This is a genomic window from Rhizobacter sp. P2_H3 (assembly GCF_056403355.1).
On record NZ_JBFUFQ010000008.1, the window covers coordinates 24,715 to 42,899 of the forward strand.

Genomic DNA, 18,185 nt, shown 5'->3' on the forward strand with positions numbered 1-18,185 from the left:
AAAGGGATCACCATGAACCACAAGATGCTTTTGTTGTCCGCGCTGCTGGCCGGCGCCTTCGGCTCGCAGACCGTGCTGGCCCAGACGACGACCGACGACCCGTCCGCGCCGAAGACGCGCGAGCAGGTGAAGGCCGAAACCCGCGACGCCGCGGCCGCCGGCAAGAAGGTGCCGGTCGGCGAGCAGCACGACAACAAGCGCAAGCCGGTCACGTCGGAGACGACGCGCGCGCAGGTCAAGGCGGACACCAAGGCCGCGAAGGCCATGGGCGAGATGAAGACCAGCGAGGGCGACCTGAACAAGCTGCCGCCGCCGGCCGCCGGATCGCCGCCGCCGGCCGATCGCGCCGACGTGAAGGCCGAGACGAAGCGCGCGATGAAGAACGGCGAGATCGAGCGCAGCGAAGAATCAGGCAAGCCGAAGAAGTGACGGCTCCCGGCGGCGCCCAGCGCGCCGCCTGCCCCCTGTCCACCGTCTACCATCGCGGCCATGTGAGGAGGCTGCGATGCAAGAGTGGATACTCAGGCTCAACCAGTATTTCCCGATCCGCTACAGCGCCTGGCTGCTGAGCGGTATCGGGCTGCTGCTCAGTGCGTTCACCGCGGTCGCGTTCCACGTCGGGTGGCCCTGGCTGCTGCTGTTCGCGCTGCTGGTGGGCGTCGGCGTGCACGATGTGCTGCAGGCGCGGCATTCGGTGCTGCGCAACTACCCGGTGATCGGGCACCTGCGCTTCCTGCTGGAGTTCATCCGGCCCGAGATGCGCCAGTACTTCATCGAGGGCGACAACGAGGCGGCGCCGTTCTCGCGCCAGCAGCGCTCGCTGGTCTACCAGCGGGCGAAGAACGATCCCGACAAGCGGCCGTTCGGCACGCAGATGGACGTCGGTGCGCTCGGCTACGAATGGATCAACCACTCGATTGCGCCGACCGAGCTGCCGACGCACGACTTCCGCGTGATGATCGGCGCGAACCGCGCACAGCCGTACTCGGCGAGCGTCTTCAACATCTCGGCGATGAGTTTCGGTGCGCTGTCGGCGAACGCGATCCTTGCGCTCAATGCCGGCGCGAAACGCGGCGGCTTCGCGCATGACACCGGCGAGGGCAGCATCAGCCGCCATCACCGCGAGAACGGCGGCGACCTGATCTGGGAGGTCGGCTCCGGCTACTTCGGTTGCCGCCATGAAGATGGCAGCTTCGACGAGCGGCGCTTCGCCGAGAACGCGACCCAGCCGCAGGTGCGGATGATCGAGTTGAAGCTGAGCCAGGGTGCCAAGCCCGGGCATGGCGGCGTGCTGCCGGGGCCGAAGGTCACGCCCGAGATCGCCGAGGCCCGGGGTGTGGCAGCCTGGGTCGACTGCATCTCGCCGGCACGCCACAGCGCGTTCGACACGCCGGTCGAGATGATGCGGTTCATCGAGCGGCTGCGCACGCTGTCCGGCGGCAAGCCGACCGGCTTCAAGCTGTGCATCGGCCACCCGTGGGAGTGGTTCGCGATCGCGAAGGCGATGCTCGTCACCGGCATCACGCCGGATTTCATCGTCGTCGATGGTGCCGAGGGCGGCACCGGCGCGGCGCCGCTGGAGTTCACCGACCACGTCGGTGCGCCGCTGCAGGAGGGCCTGCTGCTGGTGCACAACACGCTGGTCGGGCTGAACCTGCGCGACCAGGTGAAGCTCGGCTGTGCCGGCAAGGTGGTCAGCGCGTTCGACATCGCGCGGATGATGGCCCTGGGGGCGGACTGGTGCAATGCGGCGCGCGGCTTCATGTTCGCGCTCGGTTGCATCCAGGCGCAGGCCTGCCACACCGGTGCGTGCCCGACGGGGGTCAGCACGCAGGACGCGCAGCGCCAGCGCGCGCTGGTGGTGCCGACCAAGGCCGAGCGCGTCTTCCACTACCACCAGAACACCTTGCGCGCGCTGAAGGAGCTGGTTCAGGCGGCGGGGCTGACGCATCCGGGCGGCATCACGGCGTCGCACATCGTGCGCCGGTCTGCCGACCATGAGGTGAAACTGCTCGCGAATCTGCTGCCGTTCCTGAAGCCGGGTTCGCTGCTGGACGGCAGCGAGCCGGCGCACAACGTCTTCCGGCTGTACTGGCCGATGGCGCAGGCGTACAGTTTCGCGATGACCCCCCCGGGTTGAGGGGGCTGGCAGCCCTTGGTCATGGGGATGCACCGGATGGGGGTGCGGCGAAGAATGGCCGATCTGCTTGCTTGTGCGTTTTTCCATGCCGTCCCTCGTCCTTCTGCAGCGTGACCATGAGGCCAGCCCTCATCTGGCGGCCTTGATCGCGGCCACTCCGGGTTTCCGGGTGGTCGGCACGGTCCACACGATCGACGAGGCGCGGCCGCTGATCGCGCGCGCCGACCCCGACATCCTGGTGACCGACCTGCGCGTGCAGGACGGCCCGGTCGACGGCCTGCTGGGCGACCTGCGCCAGGGCGGCCGTGCGACGCGCCCGCAGGTGCTGGTGACGCTGATGTCGCACGACGACATGGTGCTGCTGCAGGCCTTGCGCGCCGGGGCCGACGGGTATTGGGTGCATGCCAACTCCCCCGAGGCGCTGATCAGCGGACTGCAGGAGGTGGCCAGGGGTGAGTCGCCGATGACGCCGACCATTGCGCGCCAGGTGCTGTCTCACTTCGAGACATCGCCGCGGCATGCGCTGGCCGACACGATGACCGAGGCGCTGAACCCGCTGGTGCTGACCGGCATGGAGCGGCAGATCCTGCAGTGGCTGGCGCAGGGCTACCTGATCGACGAGATCGCGCAGCAGTGGCATGCGAGCGTGCACACGGTGGCTTGCGGGATTCGACGGGTTTATCAGAAGTTGCAGTTTGATATTCGGGCTAATGGGTTGTCGCTCACTGCTTGATGCCTTTGCCGGGTTTCGCTCCGGACGCTGCGCTGTGCTTGCCGGCAGGTTTCGCCCCGGCGGGCGAGTCACTTTCATTTGTCTTGCCAAATGAAAGTAACCAAAGCAAAGGCGCTTTGAAAACCATGCGGTTCGTTCAGTCTCGCTGCGGACAACACTGACRCTTCGGCTGCACATCCCCGTTCATTGGGATTGTTGTTCTCCCGCTTCACTCGCTTCGCRTCGCATCGTCTCGCGCCCGCGMTCGCCATGYRTCTTGGCGAWGCGYAGCGAGCYGGGTGGAGAAGAACGGCCAACAATCCCAATGAASGTGGGGCACCAGCCGAAGCGTCAGTGTTGTCCGCAGCGAGACTGAACGAACCGTATGGTTTTCGGGTTGAGGGCTCTTTGCTTTGGTTACTTTCATTTGAGCCAGCAAATGAAAGTGACTCGCCCGCCGGGGCGAGACCCGGCAATGCCACGCAGTGAACCGCTGTACGCGGTAGGCTCCCGAGCCATGCGCCTCCATCCCTCCGACATGTCCCTCTCGGCCTTCGTGGCCGGATTCGTTGCCGTCCTCGTCGGCTTCACCAGCTCCGTCGCCATCGTCTTTTCCGCCGCGCAAGCCCTCGGCGCCGGGCCTGCCGAGATCAGCTCGTGGATGTGGGCCCTCGGTCTGGGCATGGGACTGTGCTCGGTGGTGCCTTCGTTGTGGCTGCGCCAGCCGGTGATGATCGCGTGGTCAACACCCGGCGCGGCGGTGCTTGCCACCGCTGCTGCCACCGGCGGCTTTCACCTGCCCGAGGCCGTCGGCGCCTTCCTCGTCAGCGCCGCCCTCATCACGCTCTTTGGCGTCACCGGCTGGTTCGAACGGCTGATGGGGCGCATCCCGATGCCGATCGCCAGCGCGCTGCTCGCCGGCGTGCTCGCCCGCTTCGGGCTCGATGCCTTCATCGCGCTCAAATCCTCGTTCGCACTCGTGCTGCTGATGCTGGCCACCTACCTCGTCGGGCGGCGCTTCTGGCCGCGCTATGCGGTGCCCGGCGTGCTGGCGGTGGGTACCGCGTTCGCCGTGGCGCAGGGGCAACTGCACCTCGGGGCCGTCTCGTTCGCGCTGACGATCCCCGTGTTCACGATGCCGGTCTTCACGCTGCCCGCCGTCATCAGCCTCGCGTTGCCACTCTTCATCGTCACCATGGCCTCGCAGAACCTGCCCGGCGTCGCCGCGATCCGCGCCGCCGGCTACGACATGCCGATCTCCAAGCTCATCACGATCTCCGGCCTCGCCACGCTGCTGCTCGCGCCGTTCGGTGCCTTCGCACTGAACCTGTCCGCCATCACCGCCGCCATCTGCATGGGCCGCGAAGCGCATGAAGACAAGAACCGCCGCTACATGGCCGCCGTCGCCTGCGGGCTGATCTACTGCGTGATCGGGCTGTTCGGCGCGGCCGTCACCGGCGTGCTCACGGCCTTCCCGCGCGAGTTGGTCGTCGCGATCGCCGGGCTCGCCCTGCTCGGCACCATCGGCAACGGGCTCGCCTCCGCACTGAAGGAAGACGCGCACCGCGAGGCCGCACTGATCACCTTCCTCGTCACGCTGAGCGGGCTCAGCCTCTGGGGCATCGGCTCGGCCTTCTGGGGCATGGTCGCCGGCGCGCTCGCGCTTTTTGTGCAACAGTGGCGGCCCCGCATCGCCGCCTGACCGAAAGAGAGCGCCCCGCCATGACGCTGCTGTTCGTTGCCGACCCGCTGGAAGGCTTCAAGACCTACAAGGACTCCACCTTCGCCATGATGCGCGAAGCCGCCCGCCGCGGCCACGCACTCGCCGCCTGCGAACCGCGCGACCTGGTCTGGGAACGCGGCGGCCGCGTGCAGGCCAAGGTGAGGCCCTTCACCGTCACCTCCGACCCGCACGCCTGGTTCGCCGAACAGCCCGCACAGACGCTCGCGCTCGCCGACCTCACCGCCGTGCTGATGCGCAAGGACCCGCCCTTCGACAGCGAATACTTCTACGCCACCCACCTGCTGCAACAGGCCGAGCGCGAAGGCGCCCGCGTCTTCAACAAGCCGGCCGCACTGCGCGACCACCCGGAAAAGCTCGCGATCCTCGAGTTCCCCGACTTCATCGGCCCGACACTCGTCACGCGCGACGAGGCCGAGATCAAGCGCTTCCACGCGGTCCACCACGACATCATCCTGAAACCGCTCGACGGCATGGGCGGCATGGGCATCTTCCGCGTCGGCCCCGACGGGCTGAACCTCGGCAGCATCACCGAGACGCTCAACAAGGGCGGCACGCAGACGGTGATGGTGCAGCGCTACCTGCCCGAGATCGTGAAGGGCGACAAGCGCGTGCTGGTGATCGGCGGCGTGCCGGTGCCGTTCTCGCTGGCGCGCATCCCGCAAGGCAGCGAGATCCGCGGCAACCTCGCCGCCGGCGGCAAGGGCGTCGCACAGCCGCTGTCGGCCCGCGACCGCGAGATCGCCGAGGCGCTCGGCCCGGTGCTCGCCGCGCGCGGGCTGCTGCTCGTCGGGCTCGACATCATCGGCGACAGCCTGACCGAGATCAACGTGACCAGCCCGACCTGCTTCCAGGAAATCACGCAGCAGGCCGGCTTCGACGTGGCAGAGATGTTCATCGACGCGCTGGAGGCCAAGCTCCCCTGAAATCCGGGGCACGGGATAATCGCGGTTTCCTCCGTTGGTTTCCCCATGGCCGTCCTCTCGCTTTCCAATGCCCACCTGGCCTTCGGCCACGTGGCCCTGCTCGACAACGCGGCGTTCTCGCTCGAAACCGGTGAGCGCCTCGGGTTGATCGGCCGCAACGGCGCCGGCAAGTCCTCGATGCTGAAGATCATCGCCGGGCTGGAGAAGCTCGACGACGGCCTGCTGCAGATGACGCAAGGCGTGCGCATCTGCTACGTGCCGCAGGAGCCCGTGTTCGAACCGGGCCACACGGTGTTCGAGGCCGTCAGCGAAGGCGTGGCCGAAGCCCGTGCCGTGCGCCAGGCCTATGAAGAACACGCCGACGGCGTTGACCTCGATGCCTTGCAGACGCGCATCGAGGCGCTCGACGCCTGGAACTGGGAGCAGCGCGTGGACACCACGCTCGCGCAGCTCCACCTCGACGGCTCGCGCGAGATCAGCCAGCTCTCCGGCGGCATGAAGAAGCGCGTCGCGCTGGCGCAAGCGCTGGTCGCGGTGCCCGACGTGCTGCTGCTCGACGAGCCCACCAACCACCTCGACCTCGATTCGATCGCCTGGCTCGAAGAGCTGCTGCGCAGCTTCAAGGGCAGCGTGATGCTGATCACCCACGACCGCGCCTTCCTCGATGGCGTGGCCACCCGCATCGTCGAACTCGATCGCGGCATCATCCGCAGCTACCCCGGCAACTTCACGGCCTACGAGCGCATGAAGGAAGAGCAGCTCGCATCCGATGCGCTTGCCAACGCGCGCGCCGACAAGCTGCTGGCCCAGGAAGAGGTGTGGATCCGCAAGGGCGTCGAAGCCCGCCGCACGCGCAGCGTGGCGCGCATCCAGCGGCTGGAAGTGCTGCGCGACCAGCGCCAGAAGCGCCGCGATTCGCTCGGCCAGGTGCGCCTGGAAGTGGACTCCGGCGCGCCCAGCGGCAAGATCGTCGCCGAGCTGCGCGACGTGAACCTGCGCTTCGGCGAGAAGGTGATCGTGAAGGACTTCACCGCGACCATCCTGCGCGGCGACAAGGTCGGCCTGATCGGGCCGAACGGCGCCGGCAAGACGACGCTGCTGAAGCTGATCCTCGGTGAACTGAAGCCCGACTCCGGCCACGTGCGCCAGGGCAGCAAGCTCGAGGTCGCCTACTTCGACCAGATGCGCAGCACGCTGAAGCTCGACGCGACGCTCGCCGACACCATCAGCCCGGGCAGCGAGTGGGTGGAGTTCAACGGCCAGCGCAAGCACGTGATGAGCTACCTGAACGACTTCCTGTTCTCTCCCGAGCGCGCCAACTCGCCGGTGCGCACGCTGAGCGGCGGCGAGCGCAACCGCGTGCTGCTGGCCCGCCTGTTCGCGCTGCCGGCCAACGTGCTGGTGCTCGACGAACCCACCAACGACCTCGACATCGACACGCTCGAGCTGCTCGAGGAGCTGCTGCAGGGCTACCCGGGCACCGTGTTCCTGGTGAGCCACGACCGGCGCTTCCTCGACAACGTGGTCACCAGCACGATCGCATGGGAAGGCGACGAGAGCCCGGGCTTCTGGCGCGAGTACGAAGGCGGCTATGAGGACTGGAAGCTGCAGCGCGACCGCGCACGGGCGATGCGCGACAAGGCGGCCAGGTCGGCGCCCGCACCGACGCCTGCTGCGCCGCCGCCGCCCGCAGCCGCGCCGGTCGCGAAGAAGGCCAAGCTCAGCTACAAGGAACAGCGCGAACTCGACGGCCTGCCGGCGCGCATCGAGGCGCTGGAGACCGAGCAGAAGACGCTCTCGGCGCTGCTCGCCGGCACCGAGATCTACGCCGGCGACGCGGCGAAGCTCGCGGCCGCGCAGGCGCGCTTCGCGGCCCTCGACGACGAGCTGCTGACGGCGCTGACGCGCTGGGAAGAGCTCGGCGCGCGCTGATCGCTGCGAGGGTGGTGCGCTGGCGCGGGCCGAGCGCCGGGCCGCCCCAAGCCGGCCCGCATCCCCTCGGGGGATCGGTCGATGTACCCGTCGACCGAGGGGTCGTCATCCAGAGCGCCCGAGCGCGCCGAACCAGGATTCGGCGAGCGCGCTGCGGTGCGTGCGGCTGATGATCAGCCCCGACTGCAGGTACAGCGCGTTCAGCAGACGCGCGGCGCGCGAGGTGTCGAAGCCCGGCCAGTCGGCCATCTCGCGCAGCGACGAGCGGTCGCCCTGCAGCCGCTGCACCGCCGTGCGCACCAGGCCGCCGGCGCGCAGGCCGCCCAGGTTGAAGCCCGGCGCGACGCGGTAGGCCACCGGCCCGGCGATCTCCGGCAGCAGCGCGTTGCGCGAGCCGCGCAGCGCCAGTTCCCACAGCACCGGCCCGAGCGAGTGGTAGTGCTGCTCATCGGCCACCAGCGACAGCTCCGAGTCGCCCGGCGTGCGCAGCACCGCCGGCTCGACGTGCAGCACCCGCAGTTCGGTGGGCCGCTCGCGCAGCAGCGCATCCAGGCTGATCGGGCAGTGCACCAGGCGCTCGCGCGCGAACACGGTCAGCGGCACCACCGCCGGGCCCATCTGCAGGTGGATCACCACCTGCTGCGAATGCCGCACGCAGGCGGCCAGCACGTCCAGCACCTCGGACGCATGGCCGGCCCGCTCGAAACGGCTCAGGTCGGCCAGCAGCGACGGGCTGAGCGTCGCGCCGCGCAGGCTGCTGTCGGCGACTTCGCCGAGCGCACGCGGACCCCCCGGCTCATGCAGGTAGCGCTCGAAGGCGCTGACGCGCATCAGCTCGGGCTCGCCGAAGGGGATGGTGGGCTCGAACATGGACTGGGGAGTTGCAAGAAGGTGTGACTGTAGGTCACCGGGCTGTCGATGCAAAGCCCGGATTCCGGGGTGTCGCCATGCCGGGGGTGTCGCGGGCGCGCTGCAGCGCCTGCCAGAACTGCGCATCCTGCGTGGTCGCGAAGTTGATGCGCATCAGCGTGCCGGGGCGCCGCGTGGCGTGGAAGATCGAGCCCGGTGCCAGCAGCCAGCCGTCGTCCAGCATCACCTGCGACAGCCGCTCGGTGTCGACGCCGGTGTCGACCCAGCCGAACAGGCCGCGCGGCGTGGCCGCGAAGCGGCAGCCCGCCGCCTCGGCCAGCTGCACCGAGCGCGCCCGGGCCGCGTCCAGCCGGGCCATCACGCGCTCGGCATGGCGGCGCAGCAGGCCGTGCTCCAGGCAGTGGGCAAGCGCCTGCTCGGTCAGGCTGGTGGTGGAGAGGCTGCCGAGCAGCTTGGTGTCGATGAAGCGGTCGACCAGCGCCGGCGGCGCTGCCAGATAGCCGACCCGCCAGTTCGGCACCAGGATCTTCGAGAAGCCGGAGATGTAGATCGTGCGCTCCAGCGCGTCCAGCGCCGCGAGCCGCGGCAGGTGCGGCGGTGCCAGATGGGCGTAGGTGTCGTCCTCGACGATGTGCAGGTCGTGCGCCTGCGCGAGCTTCAGCAGCCGGTGCGCATGGCCGAGCGCGAGCGTCGCACCGGTCGGGTTGTGCAGCACCGAGACGGTGATGTACAGCCGCGGGCGCTCGTGCGGTTTCTGGGCCTCGATCAGGCGCTCCATCACCGCGAGGTCGGGCCCGTCCTCGCCGCGCGGCACCGGCAGCACGCGCAGGCCGAGGGCCGCCAGCCGCGCGAACTCGACCGACCAGCCGGGTTCGTCGACCAGCACGCTGTCGCCGGCGCGGGTCAGGCTGCGGGTGACGATGTCCAGCGCATGGGTGGCACCGAAGGTCGTGACGATCTGCTCCGGCGCCGCCTTCACGCCGAAGTCGACCAGCCGCTGCGACAGCGCCCGGCGCAGCCGCAAGTCGCCCGCCGGCTCGCCGTACTGCAGGGCCAGCGGGCCGAGCAGCGCGCCGCTGCTGACGCGGCGCAGCGCGGTGCTGAGCATCGGCAGGTCCAGCCACTCCGACGGCAGCGTGCCCAGCCCCGGCATCGGCCGCGTGCCCGGCGGCTGGAACATGCTGCGCATCAGCGCGATCGCGCTGAGCGGGGCACGCGGAAAGGCAATCGGGGCCGCGGCGTTGACGGGCGGGGCGGCCGATGCCGGCGTGCGCGCGGCATCGCGGGCTGCCTCGCGCGGCTGCTGCTCGCGCACGAAGAAGCCGCGCTGCTTGCGGGCCTCCACCAAGCCCTGCGCCAGCAACTGGTCGTAGGCCGCGACCACCGTGTAGGCGCTGACCCCGTGCCGGCGCGCGCACTCCCGCACCGACGGCAGCCGCGAGCCCGGTGCGAGCAGCCGCTGCCGGATGCGCTCGGCGAAGCGGCCCGACAGCTGCTCGGTCAGCGTGGCATCGGCATGGCGGGACAGGGGGTGCAGGGGCGCTAGAGGATTCATTGGCGGGCTCATGTGCTGGCGAAGCGACCAATACAGCGTGCGAGCTGAGGTGGTCCAGTGTACTGGCTCTGTGCTGGTTGCCGCCGCTAGACTGCCGCATGGACCAAGAACGCAAAGGGTTGTGGCTGGGCTTCCTCGGGGTCGCGATCTTCGCGCTGACGACGCCGATGACGCGGCTGGCCGTCGGGCCGGCGGCCGACCCGCAGCTGTCGCCGCTGTTCGTCGTGGCCGGGCGCGCCGCGCTGGCCGGCGTGCTGAGCCTGGTCTATCTGATGCTCACGCAGGCACCGCGGCCGCGCGGCGCGCAGTGGTCGGCGCTCGCCGTTAGCGCCGCCGGCACGGTGGTCGGCTTCCCGCTGTTCCTCGGCCTCGGGTTGCGCGAGGTCGATGCGATGCATGCCGCGGTGATCACCGGCGTGCTGCCGCTGGGCACCGCGATCGCGGCGGCGGTGTTCTTCCGGCAGCGCCCGTCGATCGGGTTCTGGGCCTGTGCCGCGGTCGGCTGCGCGCTGGTGCTGGCTTTCGCGGTCCAGTCCGGCGGTGGCCTGCAATGGGCCGACGGCGTGCTGCTGCTGGCGGTGGTCAGCGGGTCGATCGGCTATGTGGCCGGCGCCCACCTGTCGCGGCAACTGCAGGCCGAGCACGTGATCTGCTGGGTGCTCGTGATCAGCATGCCGTTCACGCTGCCGCTGATGGCCTGGACCTGGCCGGCGCAGCCGGTGCACGGCGGTGCCTGGGTCGGCTTCGGCTATGTCACGCTGTTCTCGATGTGGCTCGGCTTCTTCGCGTGGTACCGCGGGCTCGCGCTCGGCGGTACGCTGCGGGTCAGCCAGGTGCAGCTGGTGCAGCCCTTCCTGACGCTGCTGTTCGCGGTGCCGGTGCTCGGCGAGCACCTGTCCGCGACGACCGTGCTGTTCTCGCTCGCGGTGATCGCCACCGTGTTCATCGGGCGCAAGATGCCGACACACCCGGCTTCCACCGCCTCGCCTCCCGTCACCTCTCCCGCCACGTCCTCAAGGAACTCCGCATGACCTCGCGCACCCCCTGGCAGCTCGCGCAGCGCGCCCACCGCATGAACCCGTCGATCATCCGCGAGATCCTGAAGGTGACCGAACAGCCCGGCATCATCTCGCTGGCCGGCGGGCTGCCGTCGCCCGACGGCTTCCCGGTCGAGGCGATGCGCGAGGCCACCACCCGCGTGCTGCGCGACACCCCGCGCGAAGCGCTGCAGTACGCCTCCAGCGAAGGCCTGCCGGCGCTGCGCGAGTGGGTCGCCGCGATGCTGCGCGGCCACGGCCAGCAGGTCGACGCGGCGCAGGTGCTGATCACCACCGGCTCGCAACAGGGGCTCGACCTGGTCGGCAAGGTGCTGGTCGACCCGGGCAGCCGCGTCGCCGTCGAATCGCCGACCTACCTCGGCGCGCTGCAGGCGTTCGCGCCCTACGAGCCGGTCTTCACGGCGGTCGACTGCGATGACGACGGCCCGCTGCCCGAGGCGCTGCACAGCGCCGAAGGCGCGCGCTTCCTGTACCTGCTGCCGAACTTCCAGAACCCGAGCGGCCGCTGCATGAGCGAGGCGCGCCGGGCCGCGGTCGTCGCGCGGGCGCAGGCGCTGAACCTGCCGCTGGTCGAGGACAACCCGTACGGCGACCTGTGGTTCGACGCCGCGCCGCCGCCGCCGCTGGCTGCGCGCTGGCCCGACGGCACGGTCTACCTCGGCTCGTTCTCGAAGGTGCTGGCCCCGGGCCTGCGCCTGGGCTACGTGGTGGCACCCGCGCCGCTGGTGCCGAAGCTGCTGCAGGCCAAGCAGGCGGCCGACCTGCACACGCCGGGCTTCAACCAGCGCGTGGTGCACGAGGTGATCCGCGACGGCTTCCTCGACACGCACGTGCCGACCATCCGCGCGCGCTACAAGGCGCAGCGCGATGCGATGCGGGCCGCGCTCGAGGCCCACATGCCCACCGGCTGCCGCTGGACGGTGCCGAGCGGCGGCATGTTCTTCTGGGTCGAGCTGCCGGCCGGCACCGATGCGATCGCGCTGCTGCCGAAGGCCGTCGCCAAGGGCGTGGCCTTCGTGCCGGGCGCGGCCTTCTTCGCCGAGCACGCGCAGGCGAACACGATGCGGCTGTCGTTCGTCACCGTGTCGCCCGAGCAGATCGAGCGCGGCATCCGCGCGCTGGCCGAGGCGCTGAAGGAGGCGGCATGACGCGCTTCGCATTCGCTCAGGTCGATGTGTTCACCGATGTCGCGCTGAAGGGCAACCCGCTGGCCGTCGTGCACGGCGCCGATGCGCTGGACGATGCGCAGATGCAGGCCTTCGCGCGCTGGACCAACCTGTCGGAGACGACCTTCCTGCTGCAGCCCACCGACCCGCTGGCCGACTACCGGGTGCGCATCTTCACGCCGGGCGGCGAGCTGCCGTTCGCCGGTCACCCGACGCTCGGCAGCTGCCACGCCTGGCTCGAGGCCGGCGGCGTGCCGAAGACGCCCGGTGCCGTCGTGCAGCAGTGCGGCGTCGGCCGGGTCGACATCCGGCTCGACGGCGAGCGCGCGGCCTTTGCGGCGCCGCCGCTGCGCCGCGAGCCGATCGCCGAGGCCGGGTTGCTGCCGGTGCTGGCCGCGCTCGGCCTGCGCCGCGAGCAGGTGCGGCAGGCGCAGTGGCTCGACAACGGCCCGCGCTGGCTGGGCCTGCTGCTCGACGCCGCCGACACGGTGCTCGCGCTGGAGCCGGACCACGCGGCGCTGAAGTCGCTGGCCAAGGTCGGCGTGATCGGGCCGCATGCGGCCGGCGGGCCCTGCCAGTTCGAGGTGCGCGGCTTCGCGGCGCCGATCGGCATCCCGGAAGACCCGGTCACCGGCAGCCTGAACGCGAGCCTCGCGCAGTGGCTGATCGGGGCCGGCGTGGCGCCGGCCCGCTACGTCGCTGCGCAAGGTACCCGGCTCGGCCGGGCCGGGCGGGTGCACATCGCGCAGGTCGACGGCCAGGTGTGGGTCGGCGGGCACAGCGTCAGCTGCATCCGCGGCGAGCTGGCGCTCTGAAGAGCCCCCTCAGGCGCGGCGCCAGCGCCACGCCTGGCGGATGGCCTGCCAGGCCGCAGCGCGCGACGGATCGTGCGCACGCATCAGCGCGCCGTAGCGGCGCCAGATGACGAACAGCGAAGAACCGAGGAAGGTCAGCAGTACCGTCGTCAGCACGATGATCGCGCGGGCCGGCTTCGATTTCCGATCGGGCGCCTGTGCCACGTCCACCTGCTGCAGTGCCGGGCCTTCCTTCGCCTCGTCCAGCTTCGCGATCTCGAACTGCCGGAGCATGCTCTCGAGCAATGTCTCCTGGAACTTCACCTCGCGCCGGGCGCGGATGTAGTCGACCGCCGCGCCCGGCAGCTTGCCGACCGGGATGTCGATGCTGCCGCTCGGGGGGCCCGTCGGCGCCGACTCCATGCGCGCCAGTTCGGCCCGCAGGCCGGCCAGTTCGGAGTTCAGGCGCTGCACGTCCGGGTTCTCGGACGTCGCGCCGGTTCGCATCACGCGCAACCGCACTTCGCGCTCGGCGATCTGCGCCTTCAGCTGGGCGACGCCGGCGATGATGGCCTCGGCCTGCTTGTCCAGCACGACCATCCCCGATTTCTCCTGCACGGAGCGCAACGATTGCTCGGCCTGGACGAGGTTCTCCTTCGTGTCCTTCAGCTGCTGCTCGAAGAACACGCGCCGCTGCTGCGCTTCGGACACCGCGAGGCGGCCGAGCAGCTTGGTCACTTCGGCTGCATGCGCGTTGGCGAGGTCGGCAGCGAACTGCGCCTCCTCGTCGTCGACTTCCACCGTCAGCACGCCGGACTTCTTGTCCGAACTGATCCGGATGTGGACGGCCATCGCCTTGCGCAGGCCGTCGTAGGTCTTGGCTTCGTAGCGCTGCATCAGGTTGAAGCGGCTCGCCAGCGCGCGCTGGACGCTGTCGCTCTTGAGCAGGCTCACGTAGAGCTCGTCGGGGGTCTTCGCGGCGATGCCTCCGGCCAGGCCGCCCAGCGAGCCGAGGGCCGCCAGGGCGGCGGCCGAGCCGCTCTGCTGCTGCGAGCCCGGCGCCAGCAACGTGGCTCGGGCGGTATAGATGTTCGCCATCAGCAGCGACGCGATGATGGCGCCCACGGCAGCGACCGCGGTCGCGCCCGCCACCCAGCGCTTGCCGTCGCCGAGCCACACCAGCAGGTCCATCAGGCCGATCGAAGGCCCGTCGTCCTCCGGCTCGTCGAGGGTGGGGGAAAGAACTTCGGGGTTGTCGATGGCGCTCATCGCTCAGTCCCCGCGCAAGGTCTTGATGGCGGCCGCACCGAGGCCGAACTGGTAGAAGATCTGCGAGAAGTCCTTCAGGTTGCGCATCGCGGCACGGCCCCAGCTCTCGTAGTCGAGCTGGTTCGGCACCACGACCGCATCGCCCGGCTGCAGCGGCTGCGACTCGAGGCTTCCGAACCAGCCGCGGCGTTCGTTCGCATGGCTGACGGTGCCGTCGGCGCGCAGCACGAACATGTTGGACGGCTCGGCGGCCTCGTCCAGGCCGGCCAGCTTCACGTAGTCGCCCACCGTGCGGTTGGGCTTCCACAGGAAGGCGTTGTTGTTGACGACGGCGCCGGCCACCGTCACGAAGCCGGGCCGGCTGGGCACCACGATGCGATCGGCGTTCTCCAGCGGCACGTCCGGCAACTGGCTCACCGAGTTCGTGTCGGGCGAGAGTTCGAGCGCGACGCGGCCGTTCGGCTGCACGCGGCTGAGGCGGGCCATCTGCGCCTGCGTCGCGGCCGAGCTGATCGCCGTCGCGCCGGCCTGCTCGTCGCGCCGGTTGGCCGCCTCGCGCGCGGCCTGCTGCGCCGACAGCACTTCCAGGCGGACGATGGCGGCCTGCAGGTTCTCGCGCTGGCGCTTGCGGGTCTCCTCGCGGCTGAACTCCAGGCCATACACGTAGGCCTGCGGCGTGAAGCCACCGGCCCGCGTGATCAGCTGGCCGAGGGTTTCGCCGGGCAGCAGCTGGTACACGCCGGGTGCGCCGACCTCGCCTTCCACCGAGACCAGCCGGGTCTGCTTGGCCACCGGCACGCGGATGTCCTTCTGGCTGTAGATGGTGACGACATCGCCGGCCTTCAGCTCGACGTTGTTGTCCGGATCGCCCTGCAGCACGGCCTTGCCGAGGTTGAACGGGATCACCTGCGTGCTCAGGTCCTTGTCGCTGAGCCGTTCGATGACGGCGTAGTCCCAGTTCAGCTCGTCGAACAGCGTGGCCGGCGTGCGCTTCGATTCGGCGGCCGCCAGGCGGTCCATGCGACGCCGCGCGCGCTCGCCTTCGCTGAGCGGGAAGCGATTCGGATCGCGCACGGCATTGGGATCGTTGGCGGCCGTGACGATCGGCAGCGTGTCCGTGCCGGTGCCAGCGTTCGTGTCGGCGGCATTGCCCGTCGCGCCGGAGCGAGGGGCACCGACGGCAGTGACCGCACTGCGGGCCGACCGCTGCTGGGCCTCTTCGAGCAGCACGTCATCGTCATCGGGGAGGACCTGCACCAGCAGGTTCTTGCGCCGGTAGAAATCCGGCGAGATCAGCGCTTCCTTGTCCGGGATCAGGTCACGGATGCGCATGCCCGGCGTGAACGCATAGCGCAGCGGCTGTGCCACGTGGCCCTTCAGCGTGACCGCGTTCGCGAACTTCGGCGAGATCGTCAGCAACGTCACGATGTCGCCGTCGCGCAGCGGCCGCTGCAGGCCGGTGGTGTCGAGCTTGAAGTCCTCGACATAGCGCGCGGCCGATCCCTGCGCCGCGTCGATGCGCTCGAGCTGCACGCGGTTCGGGTTGGTCAGCACCGGTGAGCCGCCCGCGTAGCGCAGCAGCTCGCTGACGGGCTCCTGCGTGCCCTTCAGTTCGTAGATGGCCGCGTTGTCGAGGGCACCGCTCAGCGCGACGCGCGGCCCGACCGGCTGGAACACCAGAACGTCGCCGGCCAGCAGCTGCAGGTCCTTGGACTTGTCGCCCTGCACCAGGAAATCGTAGATGTCGAGTTCGGACACCAGCTGGTTGTCGCGGCGCAGCTGCACCCGGCGCATCGAACCGTTCGGGCCCGGGCCGCCGGCGGCCACCACGGCCGACAGCATCGTGGCCTGGCTCGGCACCGTGTAGACGCCCGGCAGGCGGGCCGGACCGACGACGAACACCTTCAAGCCGCGCAGCTTGCCCAGCGACACGCTGAGGTTGAAGTTGCGGTAGAGCCGGCCGATCTGTGCACGCAACTGCGCCTCGAGCTCGGACGCCTTGATGCCCGAGACCGTGAAGCTGCCGACCTTCGGCAGGTTCAGCTGGCCGTTGCGGTCGACGGTGCTGCGGTAGTCGACGTCGATCGAGCCCCAGGCCCTCACCAGCACCTCGTCGCCGGGGCCGACGGTGTAGTCCGCCGCGACCGGCACGTTGTCGACCGGTTGGATCGCGCGCGAGGCCTCGGCGAAGAAGTTGCTGCCGAAGGGCTGCAGCTGGCGACCGGTGGCGGCCTCGACGAACTTCTGGAACTCGCTCGGCTTCGGCGGCGGCAGGTTGCGCAGCCGGGCCGCCGCATCGTCGCCGTCGCGCGCTGCGGGTTGCTGCCCGGCCGCCGGGACATTGCGCAGCGCATTGCCGGTCGCGGGGGCGCTGGCAGCGGTGGCATAGGCCGGGGTGGTGAACGAGCCGCCGGGCGGCTGTTCGTCGGCGGCCACGGCCAGTCCGGCATGCAACGGAAGCAGGAGCGCGAGGACGCGCGCGGCTCGCAAACGGGGCGCAGTCATTCGGGGCACGGTCATTCGAAGCAGGCTCGTGAAGGCAACCCCGAATGGTAGCGGATGGCCTCCCGCACCCGGCGGCCGCACGGCCGCACGCCGCTCACTCCTTGCGGTAGGTGTCGTGGCAGCCCTTGCAGGCCTGGCCGACGGTTCCGGCCGCGGCCTTCAACGTGTCGACGTTGCCGGACTTGGCCGCGACGTTCAGCTTCTCCATCGCGTCCTGCATCTTCGTCGCGGCGGCCTTGAACTTGTCCTGCTCGGTCCAGATCTCCGGCTTGGCCCGGGTCTCGCCCTTGTCGGTGCCGTCGATGAAGCCGGCGAACGGCAGCTTGGACACCATCGTCGCGATCTCGGCGTTCTCGGCGGCGGCCTTGGCGTCGAACGGGATGCGCCCGTTGGCCATCGCGGCGACGCGGCCGAAGTGCGCCGCCATCACGGTGAAGGCGCCCTTGCGGTACTTGACCGCGTCTTCGGGCTTGGCGAACTGGGCGGCCGCGGGAAACGCAGCGGCGAGGCCGGCCACGGTGGCGAGGACGAGGATCGATCGATTCATGCGGGATCTCCTGGCTGGGGCTGGGGATGTCGTGGAGGGGGGCAGGGCAGTGTACGCAGCAGCACGGCATTCCATTCCGGGCGCGCCTGACGCGCACCTTGACGCGTCAGGCGGCCGCGCCCAACATCCCCGTCATACCAACACCAGGGAGCACACGATGGCCGAGCGCATCCGCATGCGTTATTCGGTGGCGTTGCAGGGATTCAGCGATTTCGAGCGCGAGGGCGTGCAGTCGTTCCTGCGCCTGGCCGAGCAGCGCGCACCGGCCTACGAGCCTGCCGCCGACCTGGCCGAGGCCGATTTCGTGATCGCCGATGCCGACCAGCCGGCCGCGGTCGCCGCCGTGAGTGCAGCCGGGCGGCTGGCCGACACGGTCTTCGTCGGTGCCCGGGCGCCCGCCGGCGCGGCGGCGCACCTGCCTCGCCCGATCGAGCCGACCCGCATCGTGCGCGAACTCGACCTGCTGCTCGAACAGCGCCTTGCGTTGCTCGACGAGCCGCCGCAGGCCGACTGGGTCGCCTCCGACGTCGCCGCGTTCGATGTCGCCGCGGTTGCCGGCGGACGTGTCGCGAAGGACGTGCTGGTCGTCGACGACAGCCGCATCGCGCTCAAGTTCCTGCAGGTGCGGCTGATGCGCCTGGGCTACCGGGTGCACCTGGCACGCAACAGCACGCAGGCGCTCGATCGCATGACGACGCACAGCTTCGCGCTCGCCTTCATCGACATCGCGCTCGGCCCGGACAGCCCGATGGACGGCCTGCAGCTGTGCCAGTTCATGAAGCAGACCGCCCGCCAGTCGGCCGGCGGGCCGCGCATCGTGCTGATCACCGGGCAGGCCGCCGCGTCTGAACGGGTGCGCACCTCGCTGGCCGGCAGCGATGCCTACCTGGCCAAGCCGCTGATGGACCCCGAATTCCTGCAGACGCTGCGCCAGCTCGATCCCGACTTCGTCGCCCCTGCCGCAGGGTGA

General features: G+C 70.1%; 15 protein-coding genes. 10 read left to right on the top strand and 5 right to left on the bottom strand.

The genetic code is table 11. The features are described from left to right. Positions 1-12 precede the first annotated feature (12 nt). The 6 genes from AC1D1T_RS02890 to AC1D1T_RS02915 all read left to right on the top strand — a co-directional run bounded on the left by AC1D1T_RS02890 (position 13) and on the right by AC1D1T_RS02915 (position 7,451). Complete coding sequence (locus AC1D1T_RS02890; protein ID WP_465111393.1) at positions 13-429, top strand: DUF4148 domain-containing protein; 417 nt, start codon at positions 13-15, stop codon at positions 427-429. A 76-nt stretch (positions 430-505) separates the two neighbouring features. Next, positions 506-2,140, top strand: a complete 1,635-nt coding sequence (locus AC1D1T_RS02895; protein ID WP_477825362.1) for an FMN-binding glutamate synthase family protein — start codon at positions 506-508, stop codon at positions 2,138-2,140. A 142-nt stretch (positions 2,141-2,282) separates the two neighbouring features. Then, on the top strand, positions 2,283-2,873 hold the full coding sequence (locus tag AC1D1T_RS02900) for a LuxR C-terminal-related transcriptional regulator (RefSeq protein ID WP_477825363.1): 591 nt from the start codon (positions 2,283-2,285) through the stop codon (positions 2,871-2,873). Positions 2,874-3,327: 454 nt separating this feature from the next. Beyond that, positions 3,328-4,554, top strand: a complete 1,227-nt coding sequence (locus tag AC1D1T_RS02905) for a benzoate/H(+) symporter BenE family transporter (RefSeq protein ID WP_477825367.1) — start codon at positions 3,328-3,330, stop codon at positions 4,552-4,554. A 20-nt stretch (positions 4,555-4,574) separates the two neighbouring features. After that, on the top strand, positions 4,575-5,519 hold the full coding sequence (gene gshB, locus AC1D1T_RS02910; protein WP_047501469.1) for a glutathione synthase: 945 nt from the start codon (positions 4,575-4,577) through the stop codon (positions 5,517-5,519). Between the two features lie 45 nt (positions 5,520-5,564). After that, positions 5,565-7,451, top strand: coding sequence for an ATP-binding cassette domain-containing protein (locus AC1D1T_RS02915; protein ID WP_477825364.1), 1,887 nt, complete (start codon positions 5,565-5,567; stop codon positions 7,449-7,451). Between the two features lie 105 nt (positions 7,452-7,556). Here AC1D1T_RS02915 and AC1D1T_RS02920 read toward each other — a convergent pair whose 3' ends face one another. Continuing rightward, positions 7,557-8,321 (bottom strand): hypothetical protein, encoded by a 765-nt coding sequence (locus tag AC1D1T_RS02920; protein ID WP_465111398.1) that lies wholly within the window; start codon positions 8,319-8,321, stop codon positions 7,557-7,559. 34 nt (positions 8,322-8,355) lie between these two features. Further along, the gene (locus AC1D1T_RS02925) at positions 8,356-9,876 is read right to left on the bottom strand and encodes an aminotransferase-like domain-containing protein (protein WP_477842561.1); all 1,521 of its coding nucleotides are present in this window, start codon (positions 9,874-9,876) and stop codon (positions 8,356-8,358) included. A gap of 98 nt (positions 9,877-9,974) precedes the next feature. Here AC1D1T_RS02925 and AC1D1T_RS02930 point away from each other — a divergent pair, with 98 nt between their 5' ends. Genes AC1D1T_RS02930 through AC1D1T_RS02940 form a run of 3 tightly spaced genes read left to right on the top strand, consistent with a single transcriptional unit; the run spans position 9,975 to position 12,915 of the window. Then, a complete protein-coding gene (locus AC1D1T_RS02930) occupies positions 9,975-10,907 on the top strand; it encodes a DMT family transporter (RefSeq protein WP_477825151.1) in 933 nt (310 codons plus the stop codon). Further along, positions 10,904-12,082, top strand: coding sequence for an aminotransferase-like domain-containing protein (locus AC1D1T_RS02935; RefSeq protein ID WP_465111401.1), 1,179 nt, complete (start codon positions 10,904-10,906; stop codon positions 12,080-12,082). The genes AC1D1T_RS02930 and AC1D1T_RS02935 overlap by 4 nt, the downstream gene beginning before the upstream one ends. Further along, positions 12,079-12,915, top strand: coding sequence for a PhzF family phenazine biosynthesis protein (locus AC1D1T_RS02940; RefSeq protein WP_465111402.1), 837 nt, complete (start codon positions 12,079-12,081; stop codon positions 12,913-12,915). The genes AC1D1T_RS02935 and AC1D1T_RS02940 overlap by 4 nt, the downstream gene beginning before the upstream one ends. Before the next feature lie 9 nt (positions 12,916-12,924). Here the strand turns inward: AC1D1T_RS02940 and AC1D1T_RS02945 are convergent, their stop codons facing one another. The 3 genes from AC1D1T_RS02945 to AC1D1T_RS02955 all read right to left on the bottom strand — a co-directional run bounded on the left by AC1D1T_RS02945 (position 12,925) and on the right by AC1D1T_RS02955 (position 17,215). Continuing rightward, positions 12,925-14,163, bottom strand: coding sequence for a Wzz/FepE/Etk N-terminal domain-containing protein (locus AC1D1T_RS02945; RefSeq protein ID WP_477842563.1), 1,239 nt, complete (start codon positions 14,161-14,163; stop codon positions 12,925-12,927). Positions 14,164-14,166: 3 nt separating this feature from the next. Further along, positions 14,167-16,599, bottom strand: a complete 2,433-nt coding sequence (locus AC1D1T_RS02950) for a polysaccharide biosynthesis/export family protein (protein WP_477991352.1) — start codon at positions 16,597-16,599, stop codon at positions 14,167-14,169. A gap of 163 nt (positions 16,600-16,762) precedes the next feature. Beyond that, entirely contained in the window at positions 16,763-17,215 is a 453-nt protein-coding gene (locus AC1D1T_RS02955; protein WP_465111405.1) for a c-type cytochrome, read from the bottom strand. 157 nt (positions 17,216-17,372) lie between these two features. Between AC1D1T_RS02955 and AC1D1T_RS02960 the strand changes: the two genes are divergently transcribed. Next, positions 17,373-18,185 (top strand): response regulator, encoded by an 813-nt coding sequence (locus AC1D1T_RS02960; RefSeq protein ID WP_047501484.1) that lies wholly within the window; start codon positions 17,373-17,375, stop codon positions 18,183-18,185.